Annotated in this window: 17 protein-coding genes and 1 tRNA gene; 3 read left to right on the top strand and 15 right to left on the bottom strand. The window is 45.8% G+C overall.

The window, feature by feature from the left end; all coding sequences use genetic code 11:
- Positions 1-175 precede the first annotated feature (175 nt).
- The 4 genes from parE to MKY63_RS20985 form a co-directional block, all read right to left on the bottom strand.
- A complete protein-coding gene (parE, locus tag MKY63_RS21000; protein WP_036685709.1) occupies positions 176-2,158 on the bottom strand; it encodes a DNA topoisomerase IV subunit B in 1,983 nt (660 codons plus the stop codon).
- Between the two features lie 169 nt (positions 2,159-2,327).
- On the bottom strand, positions 2,328-3,317 hold the full coding sequence (locus MKY63_RS20995) for an ABC transporter permease (RefSeq protein WP_036685819.1): 990 nt from the start codon (positions 3,315-3,317) through the stop codon (positions 2,328-2,330).
- Positions 3,310-4,290 (bottom strand): ABC transporter ATP-binding protein, encoded by a 981-nt coding sequence (locus MKY63_RS20990; RefSeq protein ID WP_036685707.1) that lies wholly within the window; start codon positions 4,288-4,290, stop codon positions 3,310-3,312. The genes MKY63_RS20995 and MKY63_RS20990 overlap by 8 nt, the downstream gene beginning before the upstream one ends.
- Positions 4,291-4,392: 102 nt before the next feature.
- Entirely contained in the window at positions 4,393-5,232 is an 840-nt protein-coding gene (locus tag MKY63_RS20985; protein ID WP_076274742.1) for a GDSL-type esterase/lipase family protein, read from the bottom strand.
- Between the two features lie 239 nt (positions 5,233-5,471).
- Here MKY63_RS20985 and MKY63_RS20980 point away from each other — a divergent pair.
- Positions 5,472-5,544 (top strand) — tRNA-Lys (locus tag MKY63_RS20980).
- A gap of 133 nt (positions 5,545-5,677) precedes the next feature.
- Here the strand turns inward: MKY63_RS20980 and MKY63_RS20975 are convergent.
- The gene (locus tag MKY63_RS20975) at positions 5,678-6,394 is read right to left on the bottom strand and encodes a CAP domain-containing protein (RefSeq protein ID WP_036685704.1); all 717 of its coding nucleotides are present in this window, start codon (positions 6,392-6,394) and stop codon (positions 5,678-5,680) included.
- A gap of 304 nt (positions 6,395-6,698) precedes the next feature.
- Complete coding sequence (locus MKY63_RS20970; protein ID WP_339809767.1) at positions 6,699-9,275, bottom strand: WG repeat-containing protein; 2,577 nt, start codon at positions 9,273-9,275, stop codon at positions 6,699-6,701.
- 298 nt (positions 9,276-9,573) lie between these two features.
- On the opposite strand from MKY63_RS20970, the gene MKY63_RS20965 reads away from it, so the two are divergent.
- Positions 9,574-9,726, top strand: coding sequence for a hypothetical protein (locus MKY63_RS20965; protein WP_155288159.1), 153 nt, complete (start codon positions 9,574-9,576; stop codon positions 9,724-9,726).
- A gap of 286 nt (positions 9,727-10,012) precedes the next feature.
- Positions 10,013-10,258 (top strand): hypothetical protein, encoded by a 246-nt coding sequence (locus MKY63_RS20960; RefSeq protein WP_076274743.1) that lies wholly within the window; start codon positions 10,013-10,015, stop codon positions 10,256-10,258.
- Positions 10,259-10,586: 328 nt separating this feature from the next.
- Here the strand turns inward: MKY63_RS20960 and mglC are convergent, their stop codons facing one another.
- The 9 genes from mglC to MKY63_RS20915 form a co-directional block, all read right to left on the bottom strand.
- Positions 10,587-11,594, bottom strand: coding sequence for a galactose/methyl galactoside ABC transporter permease MglC (gene mglC, locus MKY63_RS20955; protein ID WP_036685697.1), 1,008 nt, complete (start codon positions 11,592-11,594; stop codon positions 10,587-10,589).
- A 92-nt stretch (positions 11,595-11,686) separates the two neighbouring features.
- Complete coding sequence (locus tag MKY63_RS20950) at positions 11,687-13,198, bottom strand: sugar ABC transporter ATP-binding protein (protein ID WP_076274744.1); 1,512 nt, start codon at positions 13,196-13,198, stop codon at positions 11,687-11,689.
- Between the two features lie 146 nt (positions 13,199-13,344).
- Complete coding sequence (locus MKY63_RS20945) at positions 13,345-14,415, bottom strand: galactose ABC transporter substrate-binding protein (protein ID WP_143759021.1); 1,071 nt, start codon at positions 14,413-14,415, stop codon at positions 13,345-13,347.
- Positions 14,416-14,613: 198 nt separating this feature from the next.
- Positions 14,614-15,636, bottom strand: a complete 1,023-nt coding sequence (locus MKY63_RS20940; protein WP_036685687.1) for a substrate-binding domain-containing protein — start codon at positions 15,634-15,636, stop codon at positions 14,614-14,616.
- Positions 15,633-17,462: a sensor histidine kinase gene (locus MKY63_RS20935; protein WP_081383399.1), complete on the bottom strand. Its 1,830-nt coding sequence runs from the start codon at positions 17,460-17,462 to the stop codon at positions 15,633-15,635. Before MKY63_RS20935 ends, MKY63_RS20940 begins: the two co-directional genes overlap by 4 nt.
- 2 nt (positions 17,463-17,464) lie before the next feature.
- On the bottom strand, positions 17,465-19,117 hold the full coding sequence (locus MKY63_RS20930; RefSeq protein ID WP_076274745.1) for a response regulator: 1,653 nt from the start codon (positions 19,115-19,117) through the stop codon (positions 17,465-17,467).
- Positions 19,118-19,311: 194 nt separating this feature from the next.
- Positions 19,312-19,776, bottom strand: coding sequence for a GNAT family N-acetyltransferase (locus MKY63_RS20925; protein ID WP_232061416.1), 465 nt, complete (start codon positions 19,774-19,776; stop codon positions 19,312-19,314).
- The gene (purT, locus tag MKY63_RS20920; protein WP_076274746.1) at positions 19,766-20,956 is read right to left on the bottom strand and encodes a formate-dependent phosphoribosylglycinamide formyltransferase; all 1,191 of its coding nucleotides are present in this window, start codon (positions 20,954-20,956) and stop codon (positions 19,766-19,768) included. Before purT ends, MKY63_RS20925 begins: the two co-directional genes overlap by 11 nt.
- A 149-nt stretch (positions 20,957-21,105) precedes the next feature.
- Positions 21,106-24,792, bottom strand: coding sequence for a dynamin family protein (locus MKY63_RS20915; protein WP_339809764.1), 3,687 nt, complete (start codon positions 24,790-24,792; stop codon positions 21,106-21,108).
- Positions 24,793-25,051: the final 259 nt, after the last annotated feature.

Raw genomic sequence — 25,051 nt, 5'->3', positions numbered from 1 at the left:
GCTCACCTTCTGTTCCTCAAACTGCCCGTTTTAAAATAGTGTGGTGATTCTCGGGTACTTCAGGGATTTTTGGAATTCCGGGCACTATCGCTCCTACAGTTCCAAAAATCTTCTAGGTCCCATAAATCACCAAACTCTTAGAAAATCGGGATTATCGTCACTTGCAGCACTGACATTACTCTACAATTTCGGTGAAATCGACATTTTCAACAATCCAGCGTTTACGTGGATCGACTTTGTCACCCATAAGTGTTGAAACACGGCGCTCCGCCTTAGCGGCATCCTCAATCTGTACCTGAAGCAGCGTACGCGACTCTGGATTCATCGTTGTCTCCCACAGCTGATCAGGGTTCATCTCACCCAACCCTTTATAACGCTGAAGCTCGAAGTTTTTGCCGAATTCCTTTAAGTAATTTTGCAGCTCTTCATCACTCCAGGCATACCTTACGGTCTCCAGCTTACCCGTTTTGCGGGTCAACTTATAAAGTGGAGGCTGAGCGATAAAGACCTTGCCTGCATCTAATAAAGGCTTCATATAACGATAGAAAAATGTCAGCAGCAGCACCTGAATATGCGCTCCATCGGTATCGGCATCGGTCATAATGATAATTTTGGAATAATTGCTGTCTTCGACAGTGAAATCCGGACCAATTCCAGCGCCTATCGTAGAAATAATTGCTTTATACTCGTCGTTCTTCAGGATGTCCAGCAGCTTAGCCTTCTCCGGATTCATCGGTTTACCTTTTAGCGGCAATATCGCTTGAATCTTAGAGTCACGGCCCTGCTTAGCTGAACCACCAGCGGAATCACCTTCCACGATGAACAGCTCCGTACGTGTAACGTCCTTTGATTGTGCAGGAGACAGCTTACCGCCAAGATTCGAGCTTTCGCTGCGTTTCTTGCCTGTGCGGATCTCATCGCGGGCTTTACGTGCCGCTTCCCGGGCTTTCGACGCTTGAATCGATTTCTTCAGCAGGCTCTGCGCAACTTGTGGATTTTCTTCCAAGAAACGCGCCATATTTTCAGAAACAATATAATCTACTGCACTACGGGCGGAAGCACTGCCAAGCTGATCCTTCGTCTGTCCAACAAATTCAACCTCGGACATTTTTACACTGATGACAGCCATCATGCCTTCCCGCAGATCATTACCTTCCAGGTTTTTATCCTTTTCTTTAAGCAATTGCGTGCGGCGGGCATATTCATTTAATACACGAGTGTACGCAGTTTTAAAGCCGGTCTCATGTGTGCCCCCGCTGCGAGTTGGAATGGAGTTTACGAAGGAAGCCAAGGTTTCTGTGTAGCCTCCGTTGTATTGAAGAGCTACTTCTACCTCGATATCATCCTTTTCTGCACTGAAATGAATAACATCATGGAGAACATCCTTACCTTCGTTGAGGAACTGCACAAATTGACTGGCTCCACCTTCATAAAAGAACTCATCCTGACGGTTGCTCCGCTCATCTTGCAGTGTAATACGCAGACCGGAATTCAGAAAAGCAATCTCCTGAACCCGCTCTGCCAGCGTGTCATAATTCAGAGCAATTCCATTTGGGAAGACACGAATATCTGGCTTGAAAGTAATTTTCGAACCAGTTTTATTGGTGTTACCCAAGATTTCAAGACCAGTTACAGGTTCGCCGACATGCTCTTTGCCCTTCTTGTCCACCCAGTACTCAAACCGCTGACGATGGATTTTGCCCTCACGATAAATCTCTACTTCGAGCCATTCAGACAAAGCGTTTGTGACAGAAGCCCCTACGCCATGCAAACCGCCTGATTTTTTATAACCCGATCCACCAAACTTACCGCCCGCATGCAAAATTGTAAATACAACTTGCGGTGTAGGTACCCCTGTCTTATGCATTCCAGTCGGGATCCCCCGTCCATTATCGCTAACGGTTACCGAGCCATCCTTGCGAAGCAGTATGTCAATCTTTGTACAATACTTGGCTAAATGCTCATCTACGGCATTATCTACGATTTCCCATACTAAATGATGTAGTCCTGAAGAACTCGTACTGCCGATATACATGCCAGGTCGTTTGCGTACTGCAACCAGACCCTCGAGCACTTGAATGTCGTCAGCATCGTATCCAGTACGGCCATTCTCGCCGTTATTAGAAACTTCAGCAAACATATCGATCTGTTCGAGCATTCATGCTCCTCCTTCTTTTCTCTATACTAAGAAGAAACGGCTTGGCCGTCCTTTTTGTTAAGAACGGTATCCGTTACTGCCAAAAACCTAAGGATAGAATATAACGTGAAATTATACTCTCCTATATTTCTAAGAAATGCAAACAAACGTTTTGGTCACTTTGTTCATTCTAATTCAAAATATCCCTTTTCGTAAAGACGGCGAATGAAATGATCACCGAAGCGGCTCCCCATACAGCCAGCACAGCCATGGAAAATGACAAGGACATCCCTTCAATGGGGGCGGGAGTACCAGACAAATAGCTGGTCAGTCCAAGATTTACCATAAATAAATATTTCGCTGTTGTCCAGGCAGAGGCCATATTGGTCAGTATACTACCTGCAATCAGCGCGGCCATCATAACTACTATACTCGCGGCAGTACTGCGAACAAGCACCGAGATCATGAACGCGAGCAGTGCAACCACTACGCTGACGAACCAAATCAAACCACCTTGCATAAGCATATATTTCCACTGGGGCACTGCATGTACAGTAGACATATCTAGCGAATCACCACTTATTTTAAAGCCTGTGAAAACAGGAATGTTAAAGCCTTTAAAACCAAAGGCGAGACCAGAGATAAAGTAACTGATTGCAAATGTGGAAAGTACGATAAGCGAGACAAACATTAGCAGTGCTGTCATTTTGCTAAAAAGCACCTTCCAACGCTTGACCGGCCTAGTCAACAGCATTTTGATAGTTCCAGTTGTCCTTTCGGCCGAGACCAAATCTGAGGCCACCGCCATAATAAGCAACGGAATAAATAATGTAACCGAATTATCCATAAATTCACGGGTAAAAGTAACCCCGCTAGGTTCATTCGGATTAACGTCATGGTGAAGATAATACTGAAGCTGTTGTACAAATATTCGCCGATAAGTCTTCCATTCCTCTGGAATCCGGTCACTGCCCAGTGAATTTTGATTATCGATAATCTGCTGCTGGATCTCAAGCCGCCAATCGGAATTAAACTTCTCCCGGCTCCGTTCGGCTGAACGCATCTGTGCATAGGTGAACATAGGCACCAGTACAATCAGAATCAGCAGTATAACATAAAACCGTTTCTTTTTTATAATCTTCAAGCACTCATTACGGATTAGCGGAAGCAAGTTACTCAACATTCTCACCCTCCGTTAGTTTCAAGAATAGCTGTTCCAGTGTCGGATTAATTTTATGCACAGCCCTCACCTCGATTTCAGCAGTAACCATTACGGCCACAATCTCGGGGATCAGATCCTGATCCATGATCGTTATTAAAGAATTGGGGCCCATCCCTGCAATAATGGAGTCATCTAATGTGACGTCTTCTAGTTTCTGAATCTGAATATCTGAACGATCAGCCAGCATTTCCCGAGCCTCAGCAAAAGGCTCCAGCTCCCAAAGTACATACGGCGAATTACGAGCGATCAGCTCATCTACCGCACCAACAGCCAATACACGCCCTTTACTAATTATCGCTACACGGTCGCAAAGAAGTTGAATTTCGCTTAGCAAATGGCTCGATACGAACACCGCCAGCCCTTCATCCGCCAGCTTGCGAATGAATTCTCGCAGCTCCTTAATACCTTTAGGGTCAAGTCCATTCGTCGGCTCGTCCAAAATAAGCAACCGTGGACGTCCCAACAGTGCCTGCGCAATGCCTAATCGTTGTCTCATCCCAAGCGAGTATGTACTTACCTTATCATGTATCCGCTGATCTAATCGAACAATATCTACCACTTCGCTAATACGTTCATTGTCTACACCAGGCTGCATCCGGGCAAAATGCTGCAAATTCTCCCACCCGGTCAAATAGGTATATACCTCAGGATTCTCAACGATAGAGCCTACATATTGCAATGCTTTTTCCGGATTTCGGTTCACATTGTACCCACATACTGTAATCTTGCCCTCAGTAGGACGAATCAAATCCACAAGCATGCGGATCGTGGTCGTCTTCCCAGCGCCGTTAGGGCCGAGAAAGCCGAAAATCTCCCCTTTTCTCACATCGAAAGTAACATCATCTATTATCCATTTCCGTCCTATTTTTTTACGTACCCCGTCCACAGACAAGACGACTGTGCCGGAGTCTTCACTATTCGCTTTTGTCATATTTAATTTAGCTCCTTGTGACTGTCATTTTCTCGGTTTGTACTTGCTCAAAGGGCATTTACCTACATGATCTTACTGCAAAATTTAACACTCACCTATATACTACTGCACAGCCTGTATGAACCGTTCTCCGATTCGCTGATAGCCATCACCATTAGGATGAAAATGATCGGTGGATAGATACTTGTCCAAATGTCTGTTAAACAAGTCAAACGTAGGAACCAAGGTCATGTTGCTATGCTTATTAATAATATCCATTGCCGTATTATTCCACTTCGTTACCGCTTGATTGCCTGGTACCAGTAATTCTGGAATATCGCCAAAGGGATTATACAGCCCCATATAGTAAATTTGCGCATTTGGATTGATCTGTGAGATTTTATCGAGAATCTTCTCCAGTCTAGCTGCTGCCTCTGGCAGAGCGGCTAATAAAGACTCTGGAGTCAGCTCCTGCTCAGTGGTTGATGAAGTTGTGTTTCCTTGCTGCGCCCCATTATTCTCAAGAATATCCGAATCCTTAAACAGATCATTTCCTCCGACAGATAGCAAAACAACATTCGACATGCGCAAGGCATACTCCACACCATCTTCGTTCAGTTTGCTTAACAGCCCGGCAGTAGTCAACCCGTTAATCCCCATATTGCCTAAAAAGTCTACTGTGACACCTTTTGCAGATAAACCAGTAACCGTACGCTTAACAAACCCTTCTCCGGTGTTATCACCAGTCCCCTTGGTAAGCGAATCCCCGAGCGCAACAATTTTGAGGAGCTTGACAGTCTCCGTCACCGGTGCGGCTGTTTGCTGAGGCAAGCTGCTCTCGGTAACCTCTCCGACCGGATAGATAATATCTTTAACCGCATAAACTAAACCAACCATCAAAACTATAGTTGTTACTATGGAAATCAAGCTGACGCTGCGCCATGTCCATTTCGAATCCTTCAAAGCTATCCCTCCGTATGCCGTTCTATTATGTATTGTTCCACAATTTACAAAGATCTTAACTATGTTACATAAACATAATTCTTCCATAGAAGTTTTGCAAATGTCTAGCAAAGAAATAAATCCCGCTGTTACAGTGTTTATGCCGAGGAGCGAGTGTGGACTTTTTTGAAAATAAAAAAATACTGGCTTTTTAATTAATGCCATTATATAATATTTCCCGTTGACTCTTTAGACATTACGGGTTATTAGCTTAGCTGGTAGAGCAGCCGACTCTTAATCGGCAGGTCGCAGGTTCGACCCCTGCATAACCCATAGAGCTAGACAGAAGAAGTAAGGACAAGTTCCTTGCTTCTTTTTTTGTTGCATTTTTGATCTTCACCACACAAAAAAAACCGCTCCCCGACTTACATCGGAGAACGATTTCTTCCTGAAGCATCTACTCGTATTATTTACCAATAAACTCTTGAACCCAGTAATTATTATCATAACCTACACCGATATAATTGAAGTTAGCATTCAAAATATTAGCGCGGTGACCTGGACTATTCATCCATGCCTTCATAACTTCTTCTGGTGTTTTTTGTCCCATTGCGATGTTCTCGCCTGCGGCTTTATAAGTGATGCCAAAGGATTTCATCATATCAAATGGTGAACCATACGTAGGTGAAGTATGTGAAAAATAGTTATTCGAACGCATATCCGTAGCTTTTGTAGCGGCAACTTTGTGCAGGCTGTCCAATCCAGCTACAGGTGACAAACCAGCTGCTGCACGTTCTTTGTTTACCAGCGTTACGATTTGCTGAACATAGGTTCCTTTATTGCTCACAGCACCTGTTGTAGTTGTATTATCTGTCGGCTTAGTTACAGTAGTTGTGTCTGCTGGCTTTGTAACCGGTTTTGTAGTTGTAGTTGTGGTCGTGTTGTCTTTGTTTGGTACTGTTCCAGTTTGCGGCTTAGTCACCACGATTGTGCTATTCGAAAAAGGGAATCCCTCAAGATTAGCTTGTTTAAAATATTGTAATATTTGCTCATAACTTGTGCCTTTTATTGTTACTGTCGATTCATTCGATGCCGCATTTGCTTCCAATGGAAGAGAAATACTAAGTGCCATAACAGCTGCCACACTACCACCGATGATTGCTTTTAATGTCTTGTTCTTCAATCTGCCATCTCCTTTTTTCTTGCGTGTAATATATGCTTGTGCCTAGAGTGACCATCTACAAATGTTACAAAGTTGTAATTTGTTCCTCAGTCATTGTAGCATAAATCTCTCAAATGTGCGCTTCTAATTTTTTACATATAATAGTCTTGACTGTAAGATTTCTGATTCCTAGATACATTCGCTTTCTTTCGCTGTTTTCCTGCCTAAAAATACCAATTCATCTATTATTCGCGAAAGAAAGCACAAAAAAAGTCGCCCTCCCCGAAAGGACGGCAACTTCAGCAAACCTATGGATAGCTGTCAATTAATGAAACGACTGCCAGAACTCGCCCTCCGTAGAGATCAATCCCATGATCTCCGCATAAGGAATCCGGAAGGTTGGAAAACCTGCAGAATACGGAGCGATCTCATAAGGTGCGAAATACAGATACAACGCTTCATTATCCACAAAGAAGGGTTGATCCGAGGTAATTCCTTTATACGTATCCGGAAAAACATATGAATATTGTGGATCGTTCTCGATCTGTTTGCCCACAATTTTACTGAGCTTCTCCACATATCTGCTGCCCGGCTTGAACAAATCTCCCAGCTTATAGAACCTGCCGCTGCGCAAATTAATATGCGGATAGATTTTGGTAGGCATTCCATGTGCTGCTCCAAAAGGAAAACGATATCCGGTCAGCTCCAGCACCAGCAGGTTTTTACGGAAGAAAGAGACTGAAAAATCACCATTATAACTAAAGTCCTGGGAAACCCCTCCACTCCCAACGTCTTCAGCAAGGGATAGCTTGCGCAGCTTATCGTTAACCTCTCGCGAAACTTCCGCACTGGCAATCCCTTCAACGACCGGATAATACACCAGATAATCCCTGTTCGGTTTGTATTTCTTCTCCACTACGGAATAGGGAGGTCTCAGCGGAATGACTCCATTTTGGCGCCAAACCTGCTTTCCCTGCCGATCATAATAAGAGGTGCGTTGATCTACATCTGCTCTTATCAAACGTCCGCTAAGGGTGAGTGTTCCTGCACCTGGAATAACTGGAGGCTGGGCTGCCTTTTTTCCACTTCTATCGATAAAATAGGTATCTTTAGCATCAAATACAGACGCCAAGCCTTCCTGATAATTGTTCACGCCAAGCAGGGTGTGATTGCTCAGGACCGCTCCCGTTTCCGCATCTGCAATTACATAACGTGATCCGCGATAAGGCTGGCTGGGGAATACAGGCGTTCCTATGGCTACTCTGCCTTCACCTAGCTGCAATACTTCATAATATTTTGCCGGGATGATCATTTTCCCTTGTTTATCAATCAGCCCATAGGCGTTGCCATAATTCTCAGCGGTATTCACCACCGCACGTCCCTCTGAAAAAGGTAAAGCAGAGGTGAATTGCGGCTGAATAGCTACAGAACCATCCGTATTTAAATAGCCATATTTACCGTTTTCAGTCGCTTGATAGGCGAGTAAACCTTCTCCCGGACTTCCTACAAAAGGATGGTTGTAAGTATGCAGGATGTTCCCAGCCGGATCGATGAGCGCATACTCTCCTTCTTTGATTTTAACCAAAGCCACGCCGTTCATAAAATCATTGGCATCCACATAAATCGCGGGCAGCACCTCTTTACCTTGCGCGTCCACATATCCATATAGCGATTGGCCACCGGTTGTATTTTGTTTTGAAAATAGTGCACGCCCCTCATGTAATGAGTTCAGATAATCATACCGGGCGGACGTCACTTCTTTGCCTTTTTCATCAATAAAAGTGTACCCCTTGGCATCCGACACGACCGCGCGCTCTTCCGAAAAAGGCGCAATAAAGGAATAGATCGGCTTCACTCGTTCTCTTCCAGTGCTGTCAATGAGCCCGCTGCTATTTTTTCGCTGAACTACAGCAAGACCGTTCTTTTGAAAATCCTCAGCATATTCGTACCGAGGTTCAATCTGAACACGGCCTTCGTCATTAATATATCCCCAAAGTGTGCCCTCTTTGAGATTAAACGGCGCCGGATGCAGACCCGTGGTCCGCAGATCGTCCCCCACCCACTCCGGCAATAAGTATGGCGCCTCAAAAGGCTTATTAGAGTAATCTACACGATATAATCCCGCTTCTGCCGGAATCGTGACAAATAACTCCTCTTCCGTGCGTATGAAATCCTCATCCTGCTGAGTAATATATTCGTTCCAGCCAATGCCATCCCATTTCCATACATCCGCCTGTATCAGACCATTGTCATTCCCTTTCCCCAGCTCATTCAACCTAATCCTTAACATCCAGTCGCTCCCCTTTAACAAAGGCATTTGCCTATAGAATATGGGAGAACGTTGGTTTATGTGCTTTTTGATCTTTGGGGTTGGGGGGAGAGGAGCTTTGGTGGGGAATCCGCAGAGGGGGTAGGCGTATTCTAGGGCATTTTCGCCTCTCTTTCGTCCTCTGTATATCATTTCAGCTAATTCTGCGGGATTTTTACCGTTCATTCGCCTCACATAGCTCAGGTCGGATAGTTCTGCGGGATTTTTACCGTTCATTCGCCATACATAGCTCGTTTCAGCCAATTCTGCGGGATTTTTACCGTTCATTCGCCTCACATAGCTCGTTTCAGCCAATTCTGCGGGATTTTTACCGTTCATTCGCCATACATAGCTCGTTTCAGCCAATTCTGCGGGATTTATACCGTTCATTCGCCACACGTAGCTCGTTTCAGCCAATCCTACGGGATTTATACCGTTCTTTTTCCTCACATAGCTCAGGTCGGATAGATCTGCGGGATTTTTACCGTTCATTCGCCATACATAGCTCGTTTCAGCCAATTCTGCGGGATTTATACCGTTCATTCGCCACACGTAGCTCGTTTCAGCCAATTCTACGGGATTTATACCGTTCATTCGCCTCACATAGCTCGTTTCAGTCAATTCTGCGGGATTTATACCGTTCTTTCGTCCCACATAGCTCGGTTCAGCCAATTCTACGGGATTTATACCGTTCTTTCGCCCCACGTAGCTCGTTTCAGCCAATTCTACGGGATTTTTACCGTTCTATCGTCCCACATAGCTCAGGGCGGCTAATTGTACGGGATTTATACCGTTCTTTCGCCTCATGGTGCTTCTGTTCTGTTACTAATATTAGTTTGTTGATATTGTTGGGGAGCTATGATGAATATGATGTGTTTTCGTGGTGCTCCTGATGGCGATGGTCGTGTTATTGCTGCTGATATTGATTTGTGGCCGTGATTGCTGTGTTCATGCTGATAATATTGAGTGGAGTGTGATAGCCGTGTTTGTGTTGATGACATTAATTGGTGATGGTAATGATGCTGTAGATGTTCCGTGGCGGTGAAGGTGCAACTATTGGGTCGAGTAAATCCTATTGGTGGAATATTAGATTTGATGGAGCAAGGGTGGCAATGTTGATTGAAGTTTGTGGTGGTAAATAATGTTGATGTTGATGTTGATGTTGATGTTGATGTTGATTTTAGTGTTGCTGGCGCTGTTTAGTTGTGGTTACATTTTCGCGGGTAGTTTTTGTGGTGTGTTTGTTTCATGTTGGTAGTAGCCATTGTTAATCTGTGTGTTGGTGGTGTTGACGCTATTTGGTCGTGGTGTCATCTTAGTGGGTATTTTTGGTGTTGTGTGTAGTTGGTAGTACTTTAGTTAGTGGTGTTTTGGTTGACAGTCCTGTGGTTGACAGTGCTGTGGTTGGCAGTACCGTAGTTAGTAGTACTTTAGTTAGCAGCGCTGTAGTTAGCAGTGCTGCTAGTGGCATTATTGGTGTAATTGATATTATTGGTGTAATTGATATTATTGGCGTAGTTGATGGTGGTGCCAATGGTACAAGTGGGAGCGGAAGTGGTTTATCCCCAACTAATTAAACCAGTTTTTGTGTGTAGTTTTTCATACATAGTTATGGTGGGTAGTGCTCGTGCGTAGTTTTTCTATGCGAGGAGGAAGGGGGCGACGTTAAGTACTTGTGAATTGGTACTTGTGAATTGGTACTTTTAAATTGCATCTTATGAATTGGTACTTTAAATTGGTTCATATGAATTGCATCTTATGAATTGCTTCTTATGAATTGCTTCTTATGAATTGCTTCTTATGAATTTCTTATGAATTGCTTAATCTCAGCAAGCGAAATGGACAAACCAAAAAGCGTTTGCCATAAATAGCAAACGCTATGATCACCATACATCCAACACGCAACTATTTCTTCGAAGAATACTTCCGCATATCGAACGCGACGGCGGCAATGATGATTAGACCTTTGATAATCAACTGATAGTAAGGGCTGATGCCAATGAAGGTCAGGCCGTAGTTGATTAAGGTAAAGATAATAACACCGACCAGGACACCTGGCACCGTTCCGATACCACCGGTTGTAGACACCCCGCCCACGACGCAAGCAGCAATCGCATCAAGCTCATACATGTTCCCGTAGTTATTGGTTGCGCCACCTGTTCTTGCAGCCTCTAGCACACCCGCCAGACCATAGAGGGCACCAGCAATGGCATAGATATAGATCAAGTTCTTGGAAACATCGATGCCAGATACTTTAGCTGCCTGTATGTTACCGCCGATAGCGTACATGTTCTTACCCAGCTTGGTTTTATTGAACACCACCCATACGATGGCGGCGACACCCAAGGCTATCAGCACAATATACGGGATTGAATATTGCCCCTTGCCAATAAACCCGGAACCGATTGTAGTGAAATCTGGACGCAGACCGCCAATCGGCTGCGATTGGTTCGGATCCATGTCAAAGTACAAGGAATTCAAGCCGTAGACGATAACCATCGTACCCAGTGTTGCGATAAACGGCGGGACGTTCAGCTTGGAGACGACAATACCATTGACGAGTCCGCAGAGAAGACCAGCGATGATAGCTATAAGGATCGGAAGCCACACTTGCACCTGCGGCAGATCAGGAAAAAACCGCCGGGAATAATCCGGAATTTGCAGCATCGAAGCAGAGATTACCGCCGTAAAACCAACCACACGTCCAGCAGACAAGTCCGTCCCAGCTGTGATAAGGATGAAGGCAACACCAAGCGCGATGATAATCCGTGTTGACGATTGAATAAGAATGTCCCGTAAAGTATTTACAGAGATAAAGGCCGGCTCATATAAGGCAATACCCATAATCAGAATTACCAAGACAATATAAATGGCATTTTGAGTAATAAAAGATTGGGCTCTTTTAGCGTTCATTAGTAGTGTTCCTCCTTAAAGTTACGCGAAGAGTAATTCTCTTCGTAAACCAATCTAGTTTCGCCCAGCAAAACTATCATTGAAATCCTATCCTAATGCTGTGCAGCGAGCCGCATAACTTCGGTTTCCGTAGCTTGCCCGCCTTCTAGTATTCCGGTAAGCTTACCTTCCGACATGACCATTACACGGTCAGACATTCCGAGCAGCTCCGGCATTTCTGAGGAGATCATAATGATGCTTTTCCCTTGCTGCGCCAAGTCGGCAATAATCGAATAAATCTCGAATTTAGCCCCTACGTCGATACCGCGAGTCGGCTCGTCCAGAAGCAGGATTTCGGGCTCGGTTAGAAGCCATCTGGCGAGAAGCACCTTTTGCTGATTACCACCAGAAAGATTCATGATCAGCGTTTTGGTTGTTGGAGTTTTGGTCCGTAATTTTTCAATCATTTTATCGACTTCTTCTTTTTTCTTTTTTCCATCTAGTAAAAGTAGTAGTTTCTGGTATCGATGCAGATTAGCGATTGCGCCATTTTCATGAACAGACAAGACTGGAAAAATACCAGTGACACGCCGTTCCTCGGTAAGCAAGGCCATTCCGTGTTTCTTAGCATCCTTGGGAGAATGGATATGAATGCGCTTACCATCGATAGAAATCGTCCCCGATTTAATAGCCCGCAGGCCGAATAATGCTTCAATAACCTCTGTTCTCTGAGCGCCTACCAGACCACCAATCCCTAAAACCTCACCTCGTCTTAATTCAAAAGAAACATCTTTAAACGATCTTTCTTCAGGGGAGGTTAATCCTTCCACCTTCATATATACTTCGCCAGGTACGTTAAAGCGTTCTGGGAAACGATTGGTCAAGTCGCGGCCAACCATTTTGGAAATGATAAGATCTGTGGTCAATTCCGACGCTGGCCAGGTTCCGATTTTTTTCCCGTCCCGCATAATGGTAACTTCGTCAGAAATTTCGAGAATCTCTTCCATTTTGTGAGATATATAAATAATAGCTACGCCTCTACTCCTAAGATCCCGTATGATCCGAAATAAATGCTCCACCTCCACACTGGTCAGGGAGGAAGTAGGTTCATCCATTACAATAACGCGGGAGTGAAAAGAGACAGCCTTCGCAATTTCAATGGATTGGATTTTGGATACAGACAGCTTACCCACTAATGTCTCGGGATTCAGATCGATATCCAGATCTTTAAACAAATTCTCCGTGTCAGTGTACATTTTCTTATGGTCAACAAACTGAAAAGGTCCAATCCCTTTGGTTGGGAAACGTCCTAACCAGATATTCTCCATCACACTTCGGAACGGCACGGGATGCAGCTCCTGGTGAATCATGGATATCCCATTTTTCAAAGCGTCATTTGAGCTTCCGATAGAGGTCTTCTCACCCTCCAAAAAAATCTCACCGGCATCCGGTGAATAAATACCAAAGAGACATTTCATTAAAGTGGACTTACCCGCACCATTCTCGCCCATAAGGGCATGCACCGAACCTGGTCTGACCTTTAAACTAACTGCATCCAGCGCTTTGACGCCGGGGAATTCTTTAGTAATGTCATTCATTTCTAGCAAAAACTCAGCTTTTTCCATGTTGTTACGCCCCCTACGCTTTTTTCTTTTTTCATGAGAGGCACAGCGGTTTCATCCTGTTCCCTGCCTGAAAGAAATCCGAGGAGCGAATATCCGCTCCCCGTTGCTGCTATATGATCATGAATTCCATCTAGATTAGAGCGTTATTATTTGGCGTCATCGATATTATCTTTGGTGATCTTTTTATAGGAAATCCACACGTATTGGTTGTCTGTGATATCAAAGCCTACGTTATCTTTTGTAGGTGTTTCTCCTTTAGCAAGCAGAGCAGCAACTGTGATCGCAGCTTTACCTTGGTTGTTCGCATCATTCAGCACGGTACCAAGCATCGTTCCATCTTGCAGCGCTTGAATCGCAGGAGCAGTAGCATCTACACCTACTACCGGCATAAATTTATCACCCGTGAAGTAACCTGAAGCTTTCAGAGCTTCGATTGCACCGAGAGCCATATCGTCGTTGTTCGCAAGCACAGCTTCAATTTTGTCGCCATGGGAGCCAAGGAAGGCTGCCATTTTTTCTTGCCCTTTTACGCGGTCCCACATCGCAGTATCTTCAGCCAGCTTTTCTACCTTGATGCCGGCATCTTCAATTGCTTGGATGGAGTAAGTAGTACGAAGCTCAGCGTCTTGGTGCCCCGGTTCGCCTTTTAGCATAACGTATTGGAGGACACCGTCGCCGTTTTTATCCGCTTCAGGATGTGCCTTCCAGTAGTCCACGATCAGTTGACCGGACATAGTTCCGGATTCTTCCGCTTTAGCGCCTACATAATAAACCTTATCCCATTTCTTCATATCTTCTGGCAGCGGCTCGCGGTTCAGGAAGACCACCGGAATATTTGCCGCTTTTGCTTTTTCGATAATAACGCCAGCCGCAGTACGATCAACCGGATTGATCAGCATGCCTTTATATTTTTTGGTGATGAACAAGTCAACTTTGTCATTTTGTGTGGGTTGAGAATTTTGGCTATCTACGATATCTACAGTAGCAATGCCTTTGGCAGCAGTGTCGATTGCGTTCCGAACACCTGTCATGAAGGTATCGTCAAATTTGTAAATGGCTACCCCTACTTTTGGCGATTCAGTGGAAGAACCCGCATTTTCAGTTTTTGGAGCATTGGTAGCTTTACCACTGTCTGCATTATTGTTGCTATTGCCACAGCCTGCCAGAGCGGCACCCAGTATTGCGCTTGCTAAAAGAACGGAAGTGATTTTTTTCATTATTCATTGACCTCCTGTTTATACTTCTTTTTTTTGGTTTAACCCCGAATTCTCTCGGGCACATCCATATTATGCCTTAGGTGAAAACGGTTTCGAATATAAAATCCTACTCACTTTTATAAAAATTCTACTGAACCCAAAAAACGAATACCTCCCATTTTAAGGATGGCATTCGTCTTTTCAAAAATAACCCGTCCACTATCTGACGAAGGGAAATAACAATTTTTGATTCTCAGGCCACAGCATATTGTCCAAATCAATGAGTTTAGTGCCCGTATCGACACGTTCAGGAACATCCATTCCTTCGATTACCTCAACGGCATGTTTTACGGCTAAATACCCGTTACTAAAAGGATTTTGGATTACGGTCGCTTGAACCGTCCCCTCCTGCAGCAACTCCATCATTGACGGGGAGCTGTCGAACGCAACCATTTTAATATTATGCAGCCCTCGGCTCTGGATAGCTTTTGCCGCCCCTTGTGAAGCTGTCTCATTCAAGCTGGCGATCCCGCGAAGATTTGGATGTTTCAGCAGCATTAACCGTGTCAGCTCTTCAGCATCACTAATACTCGAAGTGGTATAAGAAATCTCTACTACCTGTATGTTCGGATATCGGGCAGCGTAATTTAGAAATCCCTTTTCCCGTTCCTCTGCATCTCTTGCACCATATTCAATGCCGTTTGAAGACTCCTGCTCCGCCCCCAAAGATGAATTTGTGAAGTTAATGATGCCGACCTCCCCGTATCCATTTAGCAGCTGAATGAGTCTTTCTGCAGACTTTTGTCCTGCTTCATAGCCGTTTGAACCCACATAGGCTCTTACTCTGGCCGAACCGACTTCTGCATCCACAGACAATACGGGAATCTTGGAATATGCCGCCCGATCGACTACTTGTGCAAGTCCCATGTAGCTACTGGCAGCTAAAATAATTACGTCCGCCTTCTCTTTTATGGAGTCTTCAACCATTCTGACCTGTTCCGCAATATCGCTCTCAGCATTCGGAGCTTTGAACGTTAGTTTCACATTAAATTCCTGTGCCGCGGCTTCTGCACCCAATCTAACTGTATTCCAATAGTCGCCTTTGTTCATTTTCACAATAAGATGAATATTGCGGGTTTTGTTCGTATTGATATAATTAGGTGCCGAATTAAAACAAGACGTGATCGTGGTCCATAACACCACACATACCAGCAGGGTTAGCCAAAAACGAACGATTCTCATACCGATGTCTCATCCTCCTCATGTCCAGGATTGCCCTCGCCTGCTGCGAGTGCCGGGAAGATAAGAGTAACCGTAGTGCCTTCTTCAATTTCACTTTCAAAAGAAAGACCATAATCACGCCCATAATACAGCTCAATACGCTCGTTAACATTTCTAACGCCTACCCCGGAGCCATGCATACTCTTACTGCCGCCAGTTAAAAGAACCTTCATAGTCTCCTCGGACATACCCAGTCCATTATCACGAATGCGGATGATGACAAGATCATCCTTCAGCTCCGCTTGGATCGAAATAAAACCTTCATCAGGCATCATTTCAATCCCGTGATACAGGGCATTCTCCACAATAGGTTGTAAAATTAGCTTAATAGTCTGACACTGCAGCACTTCATCCTGAGCCTCGATCTCGTAGCGGAACTTATTTTTGAACCGAAAGCTCTGAATCACAAGGTAATGACGAACATGATCAAGCTCTTCCTGCACGGTAATCATATTATTCCCTTTACTAAGGCTAATCCGGAAAAACTTCGATAAGGACTGAATCATCGTGACTACCTCCTCAGTCTTGCCGCGTTCAGCGAGCCGGATCACAGAATTCAGGGTATTGTACAGAAAGTGCGGATTGATCTGGGATTGCAGCACTTCAAGCTCACCTTTACGTTTGGTTTCCTGTTCATAAATAATCTGATCCATCAGTTGGCGGATACGTTGCAGCATAAGGTTAAACCGTTTGGACAGCTGTTCCACCTCATACGCCCCGCTGACATCTATTCGAGTGTTGAGATCTCCTTCGCCCACCTGCTGAAGCGTCCGTTCCAGCTTGCGGATAGGGCGGGCAATACGTGCAGACAAAAAGACGGATACAATAATTACGCATAAAATGACTACCGCTAAAAACCAGGATAAAAAAGTGTTTAGATCACGTTTGGTGGTTACAATCTCATCGTAATAAGCCACGCCCACGATCTTCCAGCCTGTCTGTTCCAGTGTCCTTACGGTGATAAAACGTTTTTCACCCGTAGACTCATCCAAATAGCTACGAAAAGCATATTCCAGTACTGGCTCCACATTCTCATATTTTAAGCCAGCGTAAATCAGCTGCTGCTGGGGATGGTACACAATATTTCCTAGCTGATCGAGGATGTAAGCGTATCCTCTTTTGCCAAGCTTAACCTGCTTGCTCAGCTCATCAATGGTTCGAAAGTTAAAATCCATCAGCAGGATGCCGGTTTTTAAGACTCCGTTCTCCTTATATTGAATTAATTTGCTGATAGACACGACCCAGATATATTGACCTTTGAATAAATTCTGAATATGAGGTGCGGAATAGGAGAGCTCTGATGTTCTTTGCGCCGTCGTAAACCAGCTCTGAGTCTCCAGCTGTGTGTTGCTGCGCAGCTTCTGACCGGGTGTACCCACGACATATTTCCCCTGTGGTGTAAAAACAGCCGCCGAGACCAGATCCTCTCTGCTCCCCATTAGCATAGCCATTCTTTCCGTCAATAAAGCGGAATCCACGGAAGGGCTATTCGTAATCTGCTCCTCCGCTGTCTCAAAAATATTGCGCATTCCCTTAACATAAAGACCCAGATTGTAATTCACTTGCTCAATGATCTGCTGCATATTCATATTGGCATTCTCTTCTGCGGTCTTGGCAAACTTGTTGTACAGCATAAGACTGACAACGACAGCTACTAGCACGGCAACAGATGTAAAAGTGAGTGTAATCGTAACTTGAATGCTTCGGAGCTTGGAGGACAACCGACGTTTTCCGCCTTTGGGATGCTGCGGTCTTAGAGGAAAGGAATATGGTTTATCCTTCAGCATCTTTACCCTCCTCTGGAGCTGTTTTTATACTCTTTAGGAGATTGGCCATATTTTTTGCGGAAACAAAAGCTGAAATAGTTAGGATCGGCAAAACCTATTTTTTCTGCGATTTCAAAAGCCTTTAGCTCTGTGGACCGCAAAAGTTCCTTGGCTGCCTCTAACCTAATTTGCAAAAGATAACTAACGAATGTCATTTTCATTTCCTTCTTAAAAATACTGCTAAAATAGCCGGTACTTATATGTAAATGCTGACAAACCTTGCCGATGGAAATATCAGATTCAACATAGTGGCTGCGTATATATTCTTTAGCTTCATCAATAAGCAGCTTATAGGAAGATTGACGTTCTAATGCAATCGTATCCATCAAACCGCTACAGACTGCAATAATCCATTGCTTGGCTTCGGCCATACTATTAAATTTATTGATGGCAGTTAGCGACGAAATGCCAGAACCAATATACTTTGCAGCTTCACTGCCGGATTCTTTAGCCACTCGCAGGATAGATGTAAAAATCTCCAGCAAAAAAATCTGATAATCCTGTGTAGACACCTGCTCTGCGTCAAGACCGGCAAATAACTCCTCAACAACCTCTTTAAGTTCTTGCACCGTACCTAGTTTAATCGTCCGGATTAAGGATTGCTGGGTTAGTTCATCATAGGTTAGCAGTGTGCTGGAACGTGACTCAACGTCCTCAATCCAGATCACCCGGTTATTGCCGAGAATAAGCCGATAATCTAATGCCTGCAAGGCATCCCCAAAAGAATTAAATAACAAAGCAGGCGATGAACAGACCGTTCCGGAGCCTGCCGTTACCGTCAGCTTCAGAAAACGCTGTACGTTCTGGCGGATTTCTTCAAGAAGCTCAAAAGTCTTTCCAGTGATATCAGTTTCTTCCCCTTCTTCATGGATTGTGAGCAATACGACCTCATCACGATGAATAAACACCCTTCCAAAACCATGCTTCGAGCATATTTCTTCAGCAATATTCAGCACAGCGAATAGCTGTAAATTCTTTTCACCAGTGTCTCGTAAAGAAATTTGCCTGCCTGTTGCACCCCCAGCAGATTCCCGCTCAGGACGAATATAATCCACACTAATTACCGAAGCCTGAAACCACCGTCCCGTTAATTTTATGCCATATTCAGTGCTTTTCTCAGCAATTTCATCCGTACGCAATCTACGCGAAATAAGGGACGATAAAAATTGCTCCCTTAACACAGGCAGACTTTTCCGGTAATGCTCACTGAGTACAAATACATTTTCTTTTTCTGCAATTTCAGCCTCGATAGTGGCTCTAACCTTAAGCAATACTTCAATTAATTCCTGCGAAGAGAACGGTTTCAAAATATACTCATCAATTTGCAATTTTATCGCCTTCTGAGCATATTCAAATTCATCATACCCAGTCAAAATGATAATCTTAGTGTTAGGATGATGACTACGAATCCATTCAGCCAGCTGAAGTCCATTCATAAAAGGCATTTGGATATCGGTAACTACCACATCCGGCAGCAAACGGTCTATGGCATCCGCAGCTTCCCGTCCATTCTCCGCCTGCTCAACAATCTCAAATCCGTAACGCTCCCAGTCAATCTGCCCGATAACGCCTTCCCTAACGTCTTCTTCATCTTCAGCAAGAACTAACTTATACATGTCTCATCCCTCTTTGGAAACGTTTTAGATGTCATAAATTTTATTGTATATGATTCAAACCAATCCATCTATGGTTAAGTTATTTAAATAGTTTTAGGTATTAATATATTAAATACATATAAAAAAAGAGTCCCAGAGCAAAAAAAAACCATCCCGCCGTAGCTGGGATGGGGATGATCGGTAACCTATAAGTATTATAGCAACGCTTTGTTAAAGCGATAGCCTGCTGTCTTTTCGAAACCGATATGACGATAAAAAGCATGTGCCGGTGCGCGTTCTACGCGGTTGCCACTTCTAAGGAAAAGCTGACAGCAACCTTGCTCACGTGCCCATTCTTCTGCTGCGGCCACAAGTCTTTTACCGAGTCCGTTTCCTCTGAGTTCTTCTGATACGATAAGTGCAGTAATCTCAGTGATACAATCTGTCTGTTTGTAATACGAGCTTACCTGTCTAAGGCCGATCATACCCACAACTTCATTGTTCAGCTCTGCTACAAGTGTGCATTGGAGATTGCTGTTCTCCATGCTTTCCAGTCTCTCTTTCATCACGCTTAGCGTTGTTGGATAGCCGAATTCCCGCAGAAGCGCTGTAACTCTCTCCAGATCATTCAAGCCGCATTTGCGAATTTCCAGTACAGGTGCCATGGTACTACTGTTCATCCTCATATACCTCCACTTTTAGCATAGACGCCGCCTGCTTGGCTATCGTCCGCGCGATTTCCACATCTTCCGCCGCACTTAACGCTACTGCCATCCGCCGACCAGGACGAACTTCCGGTTTACCAAATACGCGAACCTGAGTCCTGGACAGTTCCAAAGCTTCACTAATTCCGGTCACAGCAAAGGCTCGTCCTTCTCCATCAGCCTTCAGCGTAGCTGAGGCACCGGGTGTCAGCAATTGTACTGACTGGACAGGAAAACCAAGAATAGCTCTGACATGCACTGCAAATTGAGATAAATCCTGCGTAGCCATCGTGACCATCCCCGTATCATGGGGTCTAGGTGACACTTCACTGAACAATACGCCTCGATCTGTCAAAAAAAGTTCCACTCCAAAAATACCGAAACCTCCGAGCTGATCCGTTACTGCTTTTGCAATAGATTGCGCTTCTTCAAGCAGCTCTGGCTTCATAAAGTGAGGCTGCCAGGATTCCACGTAATCTCCATCCTTCTGAATATGTCCAATAGGTGGACAAAATACCGTACCAGACACAGAACGCACCGTCAAAAGAGTAATCTCGCTCTCAAAAGTAACAAAAGCCTCCACGATAACCCGTGTTCCTTTAGCTCTCGCTCCATCCAAAGCAGTGTTCCAGCAGTTTTCTGCATCCTCAGGGCTTTTGCATACGCTCTGACCCTTGCCAGAAGAACTCATAATCGGCTTAATGACACATGGAGTGCCTAGCTCGGCTATAGCTTGTTGCAGCTCTTCCAGACTATCCGCAAAACGGTAATCAGCGGTTGGCAGTCTAAGGTCTTCAGCCGCAAGACGACGAATCCCTTCTCTATCCATGGTCAGCCGAGCCGCCCGCGCCGTCGGAACAACGAAAAAGCCTTCTTCTTCAAGCTCTTGAAGAGCATGAGTGGCAATTGCCTCAATCTCCGGAACAATGACATCCGGTTTCTCAGAGCGAATCAGCGCTTTCAGCGCCTCTGCATCCAGCATATCAATTACATGTGAACGATGAGCTACACCCATCGCCGGTGCATCGGTATAACGGTCTACAGCTACGGTCTCTACGCCAAGGCGTTGAGCTTCAATTATGACTTCCTTACCCAGTTCCCCGCTGCCCAGCAGCAACAGCTTGCGGCTTTGAGCTGAAAAAGGAGCTCCCCACATTGTCGATTCCAACCTCTTTCGGCAAATTGACTGTCTCGTTTTTATGAATTTCAGAAAACGTAACAGTTTCATTGTATATTTTCAGGCTTCTTTATTTTCATCCATCATACGCCAGATTGCAAGTGTTCTTCGACATTTTCCTACAAACTTCACAGAACTTTGTCGACTTTATCAACGAAAGTTTGTTCTAGACGTGATAATTGGTGGCTTATTTGGCCCCAATGATCTGCAGTCTCACCCCCTTTAAGGAGATCTAACATCGCTTTCTCTTGCTCCGCAAGCCCTTCTTGCAGGCTTTCGGCAGCAGATTTTAATTCTCTGCTGATATTCTCGACGTAATGAGCAATTAATTTTTCCTTCTGCACTGCCGCTGCAAGATTAACCGCTTCTTTCAAAAGCGGCTCTGCCGCACCTTTGACCAATTCCCGCCCAGTTCCCTCAAAGAAATAACGCGGGGATTTGAAATGGCCCCATAAAGCGGACCACTGCACAGGCTGAAGCTGGCATTCCAGACCCTTAGGAGATGGCCAAGCCTGCTCCTCATTCTCCATAAGATGAAATTCCTCCGTGGAAAAGAGTAGCTCTGTAGCTGCCGCTTCAGCAGCTTCATGAACAAGCCTGCGTCCCGTGCTCTCTAGCCGCAGCGTTGTTGCCCATAGCTCTTGCTCAAGCTCGCGCTGAGTAGTACGCATTAGTTCGGCACCACAGGCAGAGAAAATGGCTTTTAAATTCCCTGCATCCTCACGCAGTAAGGAGGGATGAAAAGATTCCTGAAAATTTCTATTGAAGGAGAAGCTAATCCGCTGGCACACATGATAGATCAGTTCTTCACTTTCGTGAATAAGATCTCTGCTAGGACGTTCCTCAGTCTCCAAAAGAGACAACCGCTTCATGGCGAACTGACGCCGTTCCTGCAGTTCTTTTAACCCGGCTTCACGCTCGCCCGCCGCCTTGGAAGCCAGATTCTGCCATTCCTCAGCCCGGCGCCGAACCGATGCGATACTCTCAGCAGCTGCGTTAAGTGAAAGCTGAGGAAGCTCATCACCAGCAAAGCTGGATAATGCTTGCTCAAATTCATTGAAGCGGGAGGTTCCATAAAGATCGTGATTATGTTGAGTTTTAGCTTCTAGAGCAAGCAAGCTGGACAAAGCATAGATTCTCGGAGACCGCAAACCTCCGGCACGCAGATTTTGAACGACATGTGCTTTAACCTCATCTAGTTCTTCTTCGCTTGAAGCGAGATCGGAGGCATTAATAATAAAGAACATTTTATCGAGAGCAAAGCTGTCTTTAATGCGGCCCAGCTGGGCCAAGAGGCCGCGATCCGCCTTCGAAAAAGCGTGGTTATAATAGGTCACAAAACAGATCGCATCCGCATTTTTCATGTAACTAAAGGTTACGCCAGTGTGACGTGCATGCAGTGAATCTGCTCCTGGTGTATCTACGAGCACAATCCCGCTCTCAGTCAAAGGACAGGCATAATAGAGGTCAATCCCTTGCACAAAGCAAGCTCGGGTCTCTTCCGCAACTAGGTTTCGATATTCTTCCAAATCAACCGTCCGCACCGTTCCTAGCAACGGCTCCGCTTCAGCCCAACCGGATGCTGCGGCTCTTAGAAATCCTGCATGCGGCAGCGCAGAGGGGTGGATTCCCCGTGTTGGCAGGTTCGCAAGTACTGCTGTCCACGTATCCTGTTGCGGCTCTCCAAGCTGCAGCACGCTGAAGGAATGGCAGATGTCATCCCAGAAATCCGCCATGCTCTTCATCGTTACAACCGCGCTGGCATGGCGGAAGTCTCCTTCCGGCGCCAATATGCGGTTAACTGCGGCCGTGGCAGGGTGTGGCGACACGGGCAGCACTTCTTCGCCGAGCAAAGCGTTGGCGAAGGAAGATTTGCCTGCGCTGAACGCACCGAACAGCGCAAGGGTAAAGCGGCCGCCGGCGAGATCCTCCGCCCGTGCGGCCAGACTGCGCGCCGCCGATGCCATCGCTGGCTCGCGGCGCAGCAGCTCTGCCGCAGCCGCCAGCGCGTCAGCGGCTGCCGAGAGCCGGCGGCGTCCGCCCGCCGGCGAAGCCGTTCCCGCCGCCCAGCTTGCGGCGGCGGCACTTCCAGCCGCGGCGCGTTCGCGCGGCTGGGTCTCCCGCGGTGCGGCGCTCTGCGCAGCCGCACGCAGGGTGACCTTCACCTCCGGCAGGATGCCGGGGGTGAGGGTCCGGCGCGGCGGCAGCAGCGCCGCTAGCTCGTGCGCGCGGGCGTCAGCCGCGCGGTCCAGGGCGGCTAGCGCGCGGGCAGCGCTCGCCTGCCGCGTAAGGGCCTGTTCGCGGCGCTGGAGTTCCGCGCGCTGCTCCTCGATAAGCGATGGCAGCTTCTCCAGCAGCTCATCGCCAACTAACAGCGCAGCGCGGCGGAATTGGCTCTTCAGATCTGCCGCAAGTGTGCGGCAGAAATTGAGCAGCGCCTCGCCGCTATACCCCGTTCCCGGCTTAACTGCAGCCGCCAGCCATTCCTGGCTCACCGCCGGGAACCCTTGCTTCAGAGTCGTCTCTGCCTCCTCTGCCCACAGTCCGAGATTCTCCGCCCATTGACGTACCAGCTGAATCAGATGCCATTCCAGCTGTGCGGAAACCTCTCGGACCAGTAATCCTTGCCAGGCATCCAGTCGTTTGTCTTGTTCCTTCTCCCGCCGTCCGGCTGTAGAGAACAAACCTAAGCGGAAGCCTGGGCTGACACTCTCCACATAGCTCCCTGCCGCCTCTCTAACATCCGCAGGCATTAAGTTAGCATTATTGAGTAAGGCATCAAGATCACTTCGCAGGCTAGCTCGTGATTGCTGAGGCAGCTCCTCAAGCAGTGCCTTCTCTTCTTCCAGCGATTTCAGCTCTTCCATCACAACTGTAACCGCTGCACCCTCTAGCTCAGCTAAAAAAGTTTCCCGTTCCTCCTGCTGGTCTTCACGGAACGCGGTTAGCGAAGAATCTGCTGTATGATGAATGGAACGTGACAAGCTATATTGAAGCAATTGTTCCCTGTGCTCCAACAGCTCTGTTATAAGGTTCTGCAGATTATCCCAATGATTCAGTGGGTGCTCTTTCATTTTGAGTGAGGTAAACAGAATCCCCGCACAATGAATCCCCCACTGCTCAAAAGCATTTTCAAGCTGGCGTTTATATTCTTCAATGGAAATTTCTTGTTCTCTGTGCTTGTCTATCTGATTAACAATAAGATAGAGCGGTTTGCCCCAGTCACTAAGATTTTTGGCAAATGCTAAATTATTCTCTGACTGTACATGGTTATAATCCATAACATAAAAGACGACATCAGCTAAATGCAGCGCGGAACGAGTGGCCGCCTGGTGGCCATCATCCGTCGAATCCACGCCAGGTGTATCCAATAGAACACCATGCTTCCCTAGAAGAGGAATCTCATTCCAGACTTCAATAGCGGAATATTCTCCGCCATTTCGACAATATTCCTGTAATCTTTCTGGTGTTGTCTCTACAGGGTCAGGTTCATTTTCACTTCCCTCAACCCTTGGATAGATAAGCACTCGTGGAGTCCCGCTGCGGATTGAAACAATATTGGCACTAGTCGGCACAGGTCCGGAGGGCAACACTGAGCTGCCGCATAAAAGATTAATCATGCTGGATTTCCCTGCCGAAAAATGCCCACAAAAAGCAAGGGTCAGTTCATTCCCACCCTCTTTATTTTGTAAATCTTCATATATTCGTTCAGCGCTCTCATCGCGCCAGTGGCGCATTAAATCTTTCAGTTGGGAAAGCAGCGATGCTGTTTCACTTAATGTCTCTCTCTGAATTCTAACCCGTTCCGCTCCCACAGACATTCCACCTCCACAGTTACCTTCTAATCATGCACTGATCTTAATCCATTCATGAATACTGATTTAAGCTCTTTTTTATGCAAAACTTATATAGGTGCAATTTCTGAAATTTAGCGCGGAACATTTTTATAAATAATAATTACAGTTTATCACCAGTTTGACACAAATTAAATACACACTACTTACAAAATAACCTATCATCTCCTACGAAATGATACAAAAAAAGAAGCGACGTTGTCGTCCTGTAAAGCCAACA

The sequence above is a fragment of the Paenibacillus sp. FSL R7-0189 genome (assembly GCF_037969925.1).
GTDB classification, from domain to species: Bacteria; Bacillota; Bacilli; order Paenibacillales; family Paenibacillaceae; genus Paenibacillus_AQ; species Paenibacillus_AQ odorifer.
The sequence above is the reverse complement of the archived record's forward strand: the minus strand, read 5'-3'. Positions and strand labels throughout refer to the sequence as shown.

What these genes read in the sequence shown, in the direction of transcription:
- MKY63_RS20925 (WP_232061416.1), bottom strand. Translation starts at nt 19,776, where the DNA reads ATGAACAGTAGTACCATGGCACCTGTACTGGAAATTCGCAAATGCGGC.
- mglC (WP_036685697.1), bottom strand. Translation starts at nt 11,594, where the DNA reads ATGAACGCTAAAAGAGCCCAATCTTTTATTACTCAAAATGCCATTTAT.
- MKY63_RS20940 (WP_036685687.1), bottom strand. Translation starts at nt 15,636, where the DNA reads ATGAGAATCGTTCGTTTTTGGCTAACCCTGCTGGTATGTGTGGTGTTA.
- MKY63_RS20945 (WP_143759021.1), bottom strand. Translation starts at nt 14,415, where the DNA reads ATGAAAAAAATCACTTCCGTTCTTTTAGCAAGCGCAATACTGGGTGCC.
- parE (WP_036685709.1), bottom strand. Translation starts at nt 2,158, where the DNA reads ATGCTCGAACAGATCGATATGTTTGCTGAAGTTTCTAATAACGGCGAG.
- purT (WP_076274746.1), bottom strand. Translation starts at nt 20,956, where the DNA reads ATGTGGGGAGCTCCTTTTTCAGCTCAAAGCCGCAAGCTGTTGCTGCTG.
- MKY63_RS20990 (WP_036685707.1), bottom strand. Translation starts at nt 4,290, where the DNA reads ATGACAAAAGCGAATAGTGAAGACTCCGGCACAGTCGTCTTGTCTGTG.
- MKY63_RS20965 (WP_155288159.1), top strand. Translation starts at nt 9,574, where the DNA reads ATGGCGATGGTCGTGTTATTGCTGCTGATATTGATTTGTGGCCGTGAT.
- MKY63_RS20970 (WP_339809767.1), bottom strand. Translation starts at nt 9,275, where the DNA reads ATGAACGGTATAAATCCCGTAGAATTGGCTGAAACGAGCTACGTGTGG.
- MKY63_RS20935 (WP_081383399.1), bottom strand. Translation starts at nt 17,462, where the DNA reads ATGCTGAAGGATAAACCATATTCCTTTCCTCTAAGACCGCAGCATCCC.
- MKY63_RS20930 (WP_076274745.1), bottom strand. Translation starts at nt 19,117, where the DNA reads ATGTATAAGTTAGTTCTTGCTGAAGATGAAGAAGACGTTAGGGAAGGC.
- MKY63_RS20950 (WP_076274744.1), bottom strand. Translation starts at nt 13,198, where the DNA reads ATGGAAAAAGCTGAGTTTTTGCTAGAAATGAATGACATTACTAAAGAA.